The sequence below is a fragment of the Catenulispora pinistramenti genome (assembly GCF_018274385.1).
In the GTDB taxonomy this organism is placed as follows: domain Bacteria; phylum Actinomycetota; class Actinomycetes; order Streptomycetales; family Catenulisporaceae; genus Catenulispora; species Catenulispora pinistramenti.
Window position 1 is genome coordinate 1 of record NZ_JAAFYZ010000303.1, and the last position, 10,473, is coordinate 10,473.

Consider the following 10,473-nt stretch of genomic DNA (forward strand, 5'->3'; position numbering starts at 1 on the left):
TCTCGGGGGTCAGCCGGGGGTGGGGAAGTGGCTCTTCGCGGGTCGTGCCGTTGGCAAGTTACGGAATGAACGCGATTCGCGCAACTCATTGACGAAGGTTGGCACCGCGCCCTACGGTTCCACTCACCGACCCGGCACCGCCGTGTCCGCGCACTTGGAAAAGCCAGGCCCACACCCCGTCCCACCGACCCGAACGGAGATGTCAGGACCATGTCCCGACCCAAACCACTGGTCGCGGCGATAGCCGTCGCGGCGGTCGCGGCCACCGCGCTGTCGGCGTGCTCCAGTTCCTCTTCCTCGGCGAAGAAAACCAACGGTGGCGGCGGCGGTACCGGCGGCGTCTTCACCAGCATCGACGCCAACAACAAGATCACCGCCGGCGCGCCGATGAACCCGTTCAACGCCACGCCGAACATGTTCAAGGGCTACAACTGGATGCAGCTGGCCTTCACCAAGAACGACCCGTCGGACCCCAACGCGGTGCTCCCGGGCCTGGCCGCCAGCTGGACCTCCTCCGACTCCGGCCTGACCATCCAGCTCCAGCCGAACGCCAAGTGGTCCGACGGCACCCCGGTCACCGCCGCCGACATCAAGACCTCGCTGGCCATCGCCTACACCCAGGGCACCGCGGGTCCGGTGGCCAGCGCCGGCGGCACCGTCGTGGCCGGCAGCAACTTCGAGGTGTCCGACGTCAAGGACCTCGGCGGCGGCAAGATCGAGATCGATCAGCAGCCCGGCGTGAAGAACCTGTACTTCCAGCGCCTGGTGCTCACCGCGACCATCGTCAGCGACAAGGTCTACAGCGGTCAGCTGCCGGCCGACATCTGGTCCCAGATCGCCGCCGTCCAGGGCACCGACCCGGCCGCGGCCAGCGCCGCGGGCGACAAGCTGGCGGCCGAGGGCAAGACCATCGCCGCCTTCAGCCCGGCCAAGGACGTCTCGGCGGGCCCGTTCGTGGAGACCCGGGTCAACCCGGGCGAGGCGCTGCTGGACCGCAACCAGTACTTCTACGCCGCGAACAAGATCTCGCCGAAGCAGGTCATCCTGCGCAGCTACTCCGGCAACCAGCAGATCTGGGGCTACATGAACGGCGGCGAGCTGGACTACGCGCCGTACACCTCGATGCCCACCAACATCTTGAACCAGGTCCTCAAGGCCGGTTACACCCGCATCGACGCCCCCAGTTACGTCAGCGCCTCGATCGCGTTCAACGAGAAGCAGGCGCCGTACAACCTGACGCCGGTCCGCCAGGCCCTGGCCTACGTCATCGACCGCGACGCGGTCACCAAGGTCGGCGAGCCGGTCGGCGGCATCGCGGCGCCGACCACCACAGGCCTGGTCGGCTCGCAGTCCGACTCGATCCTGTCCGCCGACCAGAAGGCCGCGCTGAACCCCTACAGCCCGGACCCGGCCAAGGCCGCGTCGCTGTTGCAGGGCGCCGGGTTCACCAAGGACTCCTCCGGCCAGTGGCACCTGCCGAACGGCCAGCAGTGGAAGATCACGCTGCAGACCGTGAACGGCTTCTCCGACTGGATCGCGGCCTCCACGATCGTCGCCAACGAGCTGACCGCCTTCGGCATCCAGACCACCGCCGCGATCACCGCCGACTTCGCCACCTACCAGAAGGAGATGGCCGCCGGTAAGTACGCGGTCGGCTGGTGGCTGGTCGCGCTGGGCCCGCAGACCGACATGGCCTACGCCCGCATCTACGGCTCCGCCGACGGTTACAGCGTCACCAACGGCCAGGCCGCCCACGACGACAACGCGGCCACCAATTGGGAGCACACCCCGGCCACCTACACCGTCAACGGCCAGACCATCGACCCCGGCCAGCTCGCCGCGCAGCTTTCGACGACCCCGGTGTCCGCCCAGCAGCCGATCATCGCTCAGCTGGCCGCGGCCACCAACCAGGAGCTGCCGATGATCCAGATCTGGAACTACACCCACGTCATGTTCGACCTGGACAAGCGGTTCACCAACTACCCCAAGACCGGGCAGGACGACCTGCTGGCTAACCCGCCCGGGGTGTGGATGATGCAGGGCTACGTGCAGGGCAAGTAAGGGCCCCGGGTTTCTCACACAGACGGGGCCAGGACAAAGAACAGGGCCAGGACGATGACAGGAAGAGGGAGGGGAGGAAGATGACGGCGTTCGCCCGGCGACTGGCCGGCAAGCTGGCGGCCGGACTGGTGATGGTCTGGGTCGTGGTGACGTTCACGTTCTTCCTCGTGCACGCGCTGCCCGGCAAGCCCGGCGATGTGCAGTACGAGCAATACATCCAGTCCGGGATGAACGCCGAGCAGGCGGCCGCGAAGGTGAAGGCGATCTACGGCTACACCTCCCACGACTCGATGCTCTCGCAGTACGGCGGGTATCTCGGCAAGCTGCTGCACGGCGACCTGGGGCAGTCGATCAGCTACTCCGGCGTCCCGGTCAGCCACCTGATCTGGGCCGCGCTGCCGTGGACCGTGATCCCGGTGCTGTCCGGGCTGCTGGTCAGCTTCCTGATCGGGGTGACCGCCGGGGTCGTGGCCGCGGTCCGGCGCTCCAGCCGCTGGGGCGGTCTGCTGACCGTCTCCGGCTCGCTGTTCGCCGGCGTCCCCGCCTTCGTCCTGGCCCTGCTGCTCCTGGTGGTCTTCCACACCGAGTGGAACCTGCTGCCCGACGCCGGCACCAGCGACATCCAGTACGACCCGGGCTGGAACCTGCCCTACATCGGCTCGGTGGTCCAGCACGCGGTGCTGCCGGTGTGCGCGTACGCGCTGCTCAGCTACGGCGGCTGGCTGCTGGCGATGAAGTCCTCGGTGGTGTCGGTGCTCGGCGACGACTTCATCCTCGCCTCCGAACTGCGCGGCATCGCCCCGGTCACCCGGGCCCGCTACATCGGCCGCAACGCGATCCTGCCGTTGTTCACCGTGCTGGCGCTGTCCTTCGGCGTGATGTTCGCGGGGTCCTTCTTCATCGAGGACACCTTCGACTACCCGGGGTTGGGCGACCTGCTCCTGAAGAGCATCGGCACCCGCGACTATCCGGTGATGGCCGGGGCGTTCCTGCTGATCACGGTGTCGATCATCATCGCGAACATCCTGGCCGACCTGTGCTACACCCTGATCGACCCGAGAGTGAGGCGCTGAGATGGCCGCCACCGCCACCCTGGCCGCGTCGGTGCGCAGCCGCCGCCCGGCGCTGACGGCCTTCCGCAAGGCCGTGACCCGCAAGCCCGGCCGCATCATCGGGCTGGCCATCATCGTGTTCTTCATCCTGCTGGCGATCTGCGGGCCCTGGTTCTACGGCCGGCTGGCCGTCGACCCGAACTCGCTGTACGCGGCTCCCAGCGCCAAGCACTGGCTGGGTACCGACTTCGCCGGCTCCGACGTGCTCCAGGAGGTGGTGACCGGCGGGCGCTACGTGCTGGCCACCGCCGCCCTGTCGGCGTTGTTCACCAGCCTGTTCGGGGTCACGATCGGCCTGGTCGCCGGATATCAGCGCGGCCTGACCGACAGTGCCCTGATGCGGCTGACCGACTTCGTCCTGACCATCCCGGGCCTGCCGCTGCTGATCATCCTGTCCACGGTGTGGAACTTCGGCAGCCCCTGGAAGATGGGTCTGGTGCTGGGGGTCACCGGCTGGGGCGGCGTCGCCCGGGCCGTGCGTTCGCAGGCGCTGTCGCTGCGCGAGCGCGGGTTCCTGGAGGCGGCGCGCGGGCTGGGTCTGTCCCGGCGGCACATCCTGCTCAAGGAGATGCTGCCGAACGTCGCCCCGTACGCGGCCATGCAGCTGATGCTGTCGATGATCGCGTTCATCGGCGCCGAGGTCGGCCTGTTCTTCCTCGGCCTGGTGCCCTTCTCCAGCACCAACTGGGGCGTGATGCTGAACCAGGCGGTCTTCTCCGGCGGGGCGATGGAGACCCCGTCCGCGCTGATCTATCTGCTGGCGCCGCTGGTCTGCATCCTGGTGCTGACGCTGGGCATCGTGCTCTTCCTGGACGCCATCGACGAACTGTTCAACCCGCGGCTGAGGGAGCGCGTGTGAGCGAGGTAGAAGTACGCGATCTCACGGTCGAGTACCAGACGTCGGTCGGCTGGCTGCCGGCCGTGGCCGGGGCCTCCCTGGACCTGCGGGCCGGGCAGATCACCGGTCTGGTCGGCGAGTCCGGCTCCGGCAAGTCCACGCTGGCGCTGTCGCTGCTGAACGCGGTGCCGGCGCCGGGCCGGATCGCCGGCGGCACCATCGAGGTGGCCGGGGTCGGCGACCTCACGCGGCTGGGCGGCAAGCAGCTGCGCAAGGCGCGCGGCGGGGCCATCGGCTACGTGTTCCAGGCGTCGCAGAACTCGTTGAACCCGCTGAAGACCATCGGCCGGCAGCTGCTGGACCTGGGGCGCTCGCACGAGGTCGGCGACCTGCGGGCGCTGATCGCCCGGGCCAAGGACCTGGCGAACCGGATGGGCCTGGACGGCGACCGGGTGTTGGATTCCTACCAACACGAGCTGTCCGGCGGCATGCGCCAGCGGGTCGGCATCGTGTTCGCGCTGGTGCTGAACGCCAAGGTGCTGATCCTGGACGAGCCGACCACCGCGCTGGACATGCTCTCCCAGGCCTCGGTGCTGGACATCGTGCGCAAGGTGCACGACGAGAACCAGCTCAGTACCCTGATCATCACCCACGACATCGGCGCCATCTCCGAGATCGCCGACCGGCTGGCGGTGATGTACGGCGGCCGGATCGTCGAGGACGGCCCGCTGCTGGAGGTGCTGCGCCGCCCCACCCACCCCTACACCAAGGCCCTGATAGGGGCCACGGCCCGGATCACCGGCGACGTGGACGGCGCCCGCGCGCTGCCCGGCCGGCCGCCGGACCTGACCACCGTGGCCCGGGCCGGCTGCGTCTTCCGGGACCGCTGCCCGTTCGCGGTCGAGGTCTGCGCCCAGACCGAGCCGGAGCTCCACAGCTTCGACAGCGAGCGGCGCCGGGCCTGTCACGTCGAACCGTCCACCGTGCTGACCGGGACCACCGGGACGCCCGCGGCCGTTGGGGAGCCGGCATGATCCAGGCACGCGGTATCACCCGCACCTACCAGACCCACGGCTCGTTCACCGGCGACCGCACCGTGCACGCGCTGCGCGGCGTCGACTTCACCCTGCCCGACGGCGGCGCGGTGTCGTTCATCGGCGAGTCCGGCTGCGGCAAGACCACGCTCGGCAAGATCCTCACCGGGCTGGAGACCTTCGACGGCGGCGAGCTGGTCGTGGACGGCGTGGAGCTGTCCAAGCTGCGGCCCCGGCAGCGGGAGAAGTACTTCCGCCGGATCCAGATGATCCATCAGGACCCGTATTCGGCGCTGAACCCGACCCGCACGGTCGAGGCGACGCTCGGCGATCCGTTGCGGATGCGCGCCAAGGAAACCGGCGCACCGGTCAGCGCCTGGCGCGAGCGCGCCGCCGAACTGCTGACGCTGGTCGGCCTGGAGCCGGCCGCGGTGCTGCCGAAGTACCCGCACCAGCTCTCCGGCGGGCAGCGGCAGCGCGTGGTCATCGCCCGGGCGCTGACCGTCGACCCGACGGTGCTGATCGCCGACGAGGCGGTCTCGATGATCGACGTCTCGATGCGGCTGGGCATCCTGAGCCTGCTGCGCGACCTGCGGGCCCGGCTGGGGATCTCGCTGGTGTTCATCACGCACGACGTGGCCACCGCGCGTTATGTCGGCGACGGCGGCGAGCTGCACGTGATCTACCGGGGCGAGGTGGTCGAGCGCGGGCTCACCGACGAGGTGATCCTGTCGCCGGTGCACCCCTACACCCAGTGCCTGCTGTCGGCGGTGCCGGTCATGCGCGGACTGGAGGAGCCGGGGCCGGACCGGACGGCGCCGACCGCAGCGTTGGACGAGCGGACGCCTACGCCGGGGTGCTTGTTCCAGCCGCGGTGCCCGTTCGCCGGTGCGCAGTGTGCTGAGACGCATCCGGTCCTGGTGCCGTTCGGGGCCGATGCCGTTGGAACCGACGCGGCTGAAGCCAACGTGACTGGAGCTGACGTGACTGGAGCTGACGTGACTGGAGCTGACGCCACGGAAGAATCCGGACACGTACACGCGTGCTTCTATCCGGAATCCCGCCGCGTGGTCGGCGTCGAGGTCGGAGCCGCGAGCGCGTGAGAGTCCTGGGTCTGAGCTCCGGCACCTCCCACGACGCGATCGACGTCGCGCTGGTGGACTTCCGGCTGGACGGCGACGCGCTGGTCGGCGTGCTCGAACACGCCGACCACGTCCCGTATCCGGACGAGCTGCGCGCGCAGATCATCGCCGCGCTGCCGCCGAACCCGACCGACCTCGGTGCGGTCTGCCGCCTGGACACCGGGATCGGCCAGGCGTTCGCGGCGGCGGCGTGGCAGGCCGTGCACGCCGCCGGCCCGGTGGACCTGGTCTGCTCGCACGGCCAGACCCTGTACCACTGGACCGAGGACGGCGCGGTGCTCGGCACGCTGCAACTGGGCCAGCCGGCCTGGATCGCCGAACGGGTCGGCGTCCCGGTGGTCTCCGACGTCCGCACCGCCGACGTGGCGGCCGGCGGCCAGGGCGCGCCCCTGGTCTCGCTGCTGGACCTGTTGCTGCTGCGCGGCCTGCCCGGCCCGGTCGGTGCCCTGAACCTGGGCGGCATCGCCAACCTGACGGTCGTCGCCGACCCGCCGGCGGCGTTCGACATCGGCCCGGCCAACGCCCTGCTGGACGCCGCCTGCCGCCAACTGACCGGCAAGCCCTACGACCGCGACGGCCGCCTCGCCGCCGCCGGCCTGGTCCACCCCGGCCTGCTCGCGGCGCTGATGGCAGAGCCCTACTACGCCCGGCGCCCGCCGAAGACCACCGGCAAGGAGCTGTTCCACGACGCGTACCTGGCCGCCCACATCGAGGCCTTCCCGGACCTCACCCCCGAGGACCTGATGTCGACCCTGGCCACCCTCACCGCGATGACCGTGGTCGACGCCGTCCGCTCGCACGGCATCGCCACCCTGGCGGTCTCCGGCGGCGGCGCCGAGAACCCGGAGCTGATGAAGCGCATCGCCAAGCGCCTGCCCGGCGTCGAGGTGCTGCGCTCGGACGCCTACAAGGTCCCCTCGGACGCGAAGGAGGCGATCGCCTTCGCGCTGATCGGCTGGTTCACGGCGCACGGGCTGCCGGGAACGGTCGCGGCCTGCACCGGAGCCTCGGGGGAGCGGGTACTGGGGCGGATCAGCCCGCCGGCTCGCGGGGTGCTGGTACTGCCGGAGGCGGTGGAGAAGGCACCGAAGTCGGTGCGGTTCGAAGGGTAGCCGTCCGGTGGGGTCGTCGGGTAGCCGTCGGGTAGTCGTCGGGTGGTCCCCGCTCAGATCGCCGTGGTGCCGCCGTCTACGACCAGCTCCATCCCGTTCACATAGGTGGAGTCGTCCGAGGCGAGGAACAGCGCGACGGTCGCGATCTCCTCGGGGCTGCCCATCTTTCCCCGCGGGATCAGGGATTCGAACTGCCGCTTCGTTTCCTCATCGAACAGCTCCTCCTGCTTGGCCGTGGCGACCTGGCCGGGACTGAGCACATTGACTCGGATCCGCCGGTCCTTCAACTCGTTCAGCCAGACGCGGGCGTAGGCCTGCTGCACGGCCTTGCTGGCCGCGTACACGCTCCACCCGGGATAGCCCTTGAGCGAGGCGCTCGACCCGGTCATGAAGATCGAGCCGCCGTCGTTGAACAGCGGCAGCGCCTTCTGCACCGCGAACAGCGTGCCGCGCGCATTCAGCCCGAACGTGGCATCGAAGTGCTCTTCCGTGATCTCGCCGAGCATGCGCTCCTCGCCGTTCCCGGCGCTCGTCCACAGCACGTCGACCGCGCCCTTCTCCTGCGCGACCGTGGCGAACAGCTGGTCCAGATCGGCCAGGTCGGCCGAGTCGCCCCGCACGCCGGTCACGTTCTCGCCGATCAGCTTCACGGCCTCGTCCAGCGCTTCCTGCCGCCGGCCGGTGATGAAGACGTGCGCTCCTTCGGCGACGAACAGCTTGGCCCCGGCCAGCGCCAGGCCGGTGGTTCCGCCCGTGATCACCGCTACCTTGCCATCGAGCTTGCCCATGATCGCTCCCTTGAAATGGTGGGTGTTCCAGATGCACTCGTGGATGCTCCAGACCGCTATGCACACCGGTCTGTGTACTTAAAACCTAGCGAGCGACGCCTCGCGGCGCAAGCTATGTACACCGATCGGTACCGACGGGGCTAAGCTGGAGGCATGACGGAGTTGGAGAAGGGCCCCCAAGGCCTGCGGCGCGGCCGGGGCGCGCGCGAGCGCATCCTCGGCGCCTCACAACAGCTGTTCCGCGACCAAGGCATCAACCACACCGGCATGGACCAGCTCTGCGCGGTGGCCCAGGTGTCGAAGCGCACGGCCTACCAGCACTTCGCGGGCAAGGACGAACTCGTCACCGAATACCTGCGCCGGTTCGATCCCGACGTCATGCCCGGCGTGTTCGACCGCACCGACCTCACGCCCCGCGAACGGCTCCTCGCCGCCTTCGACGTGCCCAAGACCGGGCCGGAGCACCTCACGCCCCTGTGCCCCTACATCGCGGCCTCCGTCGAGATCCACGACCCCGAACACCCCGCACGCCAGCAGGCCCATGACTACAAGGCGGCCGTCGCCGCGCGGCTCACCGAAACCGCCCGCGAAGCCGGCGCCACCGATCCCGAACAACTCGGCGAGCAACTGGCGCTGCTCCTCGACGGCGCCTCGGCCCGCACCCGGGTCCTCAACGCCGATGCCTTCTCCACCGCCGCCGCCATTGCCGCCGTCCTCATCGACAATGCCATCCCCGCGTCGGCCTAGTGATGAGGGCGCGCGTCTGAGAGCCTGTTTAGTGGCAGGACGTTTATTGTCAGCATGCTGATCTACTGTGCCGGCATGGACCTGGACCTGGACCTGGACCTGCGCTGCTCAGCCCGCGCGTTCCTTCGCGTGTCAGAGCCGGGCGATATGGTCTGCGGCCATGACGCCGATCGCCCGCCTCGCCGGGGTTTCGCTCGATACGGACGACCCGCGTGGGCTCGCGAGTTTCTACCAGCGTCTGCTGGGGCTGGAGGTCTTTCTGGACAGCGATGACGTCGTCGCGCTCAAGGGTGCGGGATTCCTGTTGACCGCCCAGCGCGTGCGGGGCCACGTGCCGCCGGACTGGCCGAGCGGGCCCACGCCCAAGCAGATGCACCTGGACATAGCCGTCGCCGACCTCGAAGGAGCCGAGAGCCTGGCGCTCTCGCTCGGGGCGACCCGGGCGGCGTACCAGCCCTTGCCGGACGAGTGGCGGGTGCTGATCGACCCGGCCGGCCACCCGTTCTGTCTGACCACCCAGGCCCCGATGGACCTCGGTTGACCGTTCGGTAGTTGACCGTTCGGTAAAGGAGAAGGCCCGCGTCCCCGGCGACCCTCGACCGTTCCCACCGATCCTCGACCGTCTCTGCCGACCCTCGACCGTTCCCACCGGTCCTCGATCGTCCCCACCCCGCCGTGAGAGAGTCGGATCATGCAATCCCTCCTCGCACCCCGGGCCCTGAAGGCCGGCGACCGCGTCGCCGTCGTCGCGCTCAGCGGCCCGCCCGTGCGGCAGGAGCTCGACCTCGGTCTGGCCGCACTGCGGAGCGTGGGGCTGGTGCCGGAGGTCTTCCCGTCGGCGCGGTCGGTGGGGCCGTATCCGTATCTGGCCGCCGATGACAAGGTGCGGGCCGACGACCTGGCGCGGGCGCTGGGGGAGCCGGGCTACACGGCCGTGTTCTGCGCGCGCGGCGGTTACGGGGTGCAGCGCGCGCTGGAGCTGCTGGACTGGGACGCGCTGGGAACGCCGGAACCGCGGGTAGTGGTCGGCTTCTCCGATGTCACGGCCCTGATCGAGGCGGTACGGACCCGGTTCGGCTGGATGTCGGTGTACGGCCCGCTGGTGTCCAGCGTGATGTTCCGCTCCGGCGTCCCCTCCTTCGAAGGACTGGCCCGCCTGCTACTGACCCCGCACAAGTGCACCGAGCTGCTGTTCCAGGACACCCGAGCGCTGGTCCCCGGCGTCGCGGAGGGCGTGACAGTCGGCGGCACCGCGAGCCTGATCTCCACCTCACTGGGCACCCCGTTCTCGGTCCCGGCGCGCGACGGCATCCTGTTCCTGGAGGACATCGGCGAGCAGCCGTACCGCCTGGACCGCGTCCTGACCCACCTGCGCCGCGCCGGCTACCTCGACGGCGTCTGCGGCATCCTGTGCGGCACCTGGGACGAATGCGGTCCGCTGGCCGACATCGAGGAACTACTCGCCGACCGCCTCGGCGACCTCGGCGTGCCGGTCCTGCTCGGCGCGGACATCGGGCACGGGGTGTTCATGCAGTCACTGCCGCTGGGCGTGCGGGCACGGCTGGACACGGCGGCGGCGACGCTGACGTTCTTGGATCCGCCGCTGATGGTGGGGGAGTAGGGGCTCTGGGGTTTTCGG

Annotated in this window: 10 protein-coding genes; 9 read left to right on the plus strand and 1 reads right to left on the minus strand. The window is 69.7% G+C overall.

Annotated elements, in window-relative coordinates; genetic code table 11:
- Positions 1 to 210 precede the first annotated feature (210 nt).
- The 6 genes from KGQ19_RS44575 to KGQ19_RS44600 all read left to right on the plus strand — a co-directional run bounded on the left by KGQ19_RS44575 (position 211) and on the right by KGQ19_RS44600 (position 7,299).
- A complete protein-coding gene (locus KGQ19_RS44575; RefSeq protein WP_212021002.1) occupies positions 211 to 2,061 on the plus strand; it encodes an ABC transporter substrate-binding protein in 1,851 nt (616 codons plus the stop codon).
- Between the two features lie 80 nt (positions 2,062 to 2,141).
- Complete coding sequence (locus tag KGQ19_RS44580) at positions 2,142 to 3,134, plus strand: ABC transporter permease (protein ID WP_212021003.1); 993 nt, start codon at positions 2,142 to 2,144, stop codon at positions 3,132 to 3,134.
- Between the two features lies 1 nt (position 3,135).
- Complete coding sequence (locus KGQ19_RS44585; RefSeq protein ID WP_212021004.1) at positions 3,136 to 4,032, plus strand: ABC transporter permease; 897 nt, start codon at positions 3,136 to 3,138, stop codon at positions 4,030 to 4,032.
- Positions 4,029 to 5,045, plus strand: coding sequence for an ABC transporter ATP-binding protein (locus KGQ19_RS44590; RefSeq protein ID WP_212021005.1), 1,017 nt, complete (start codon positions 4,029 to 4,031; stop codon positions 5,043 to 5,045). Before KGQ19_RS44585 ends, KGQ19_RS44590 begins: the two co-directional genes overlap by 4 nt.
- Complete coding sequence (locus KGQ19_RS44595) at positions 5,042 to 6,148, plus strand: ABC transporter ATP-binding protein (RefSeq protein WP_212021006.1); 1,107 nt, start codon at positions 5,042 to 5,044, stop codon at positions 6,146 to 6,148. Before KGQ19_RS44590 ends, KGQ19_RS44595 begins: the two co-directional genes overlap by 4 nt.
- Positions 6,145 to 7,299 carry an anhydro-N-acetylmuramic acid kinase gene (locus tag KGQ19_RS44600; RefSeq protein ID WP_212021007.1) on the plus strand — a complete coding sequence of 385 codons (1,155 nt, stop codon included), beginning with the start codon at positions 6,145 to 6,147 and terminating at the stop codon, positions 7,297 to 7,299. The genes KGQ19_RS44595 and KGQ19_RS44600 overlap by 4 nt, the downstream gene beginning before the upstream one ends.
- A gap of 53 nt (positions 7,300 to 7,352) precedes the next feature.
- On the opposite strand, the gene KGQ19_RS44605 is transcribed toward KGQ19_RS44600, so the two are convergent.
- On the minus strand, positions 7,353 to 8,087 hold the full coding sequence (locus tag KGQ19_RS44605) for an SDR family NAD(P)-dependent oxidoreductase (protein ID WP_212021008.1): 735 nt from the start codon (positions 8,085 to 8,087) through the stop codon (positions 7,353 to 7,355).
- 153 nt (positions 8,088 to 8,240) lie between these two features.
- Here KGQ19_RS44605 and KGQ19_RS44610 point away from each other — a divergent pair, with 153 nt between their 5' ends.
- The 3 genes from KGQ19_RS44610 (at position 8,241) to KGQ19_RS44620 (ending at position 10,455) form a co-directional block, all read left to right on the plus strand.
- The gene (locus tag KGQ19_RS44610) at positions 8,241 to 8,834 is read left to right on the plus strand and encodes a TetR/AcrR family transcriptional regulator (protein ID WP_212021009.1); all 594 of its coding nucleotides are present in this window, start codon (positions 8,241 to 8,243) and stop codon (positions 8,832 to 8,834) included.
- A 160-nt stretch (positions 8,835 to 8,994) separates the two neighbouring features.
- Positions 8,995 to 9,375, plus strand: coding sequence for a VOC family protein (locus KGQ19_RS44615; RefSeq protein ID WP_212021011.1), 381 nt, complete (start codon positions 8,995 to 8,997; stop codon positions 9,373 to 9,375).
- Positions 9,376 to 9,525: 150 nt separating this feature from the next.
- A complete protein-coding gene (locus KGQ19_RS44620) occupies positions 9,526 to 10,455 on the plus strand; it encodes a S66 peptidase family protein (protein ID WP_212021013.1) in 930 nt (309 codons plus the stop codon).
- The last annotated feature ends 18 nt before the right edge of the window (positions 10,456 to 10,473 follow it).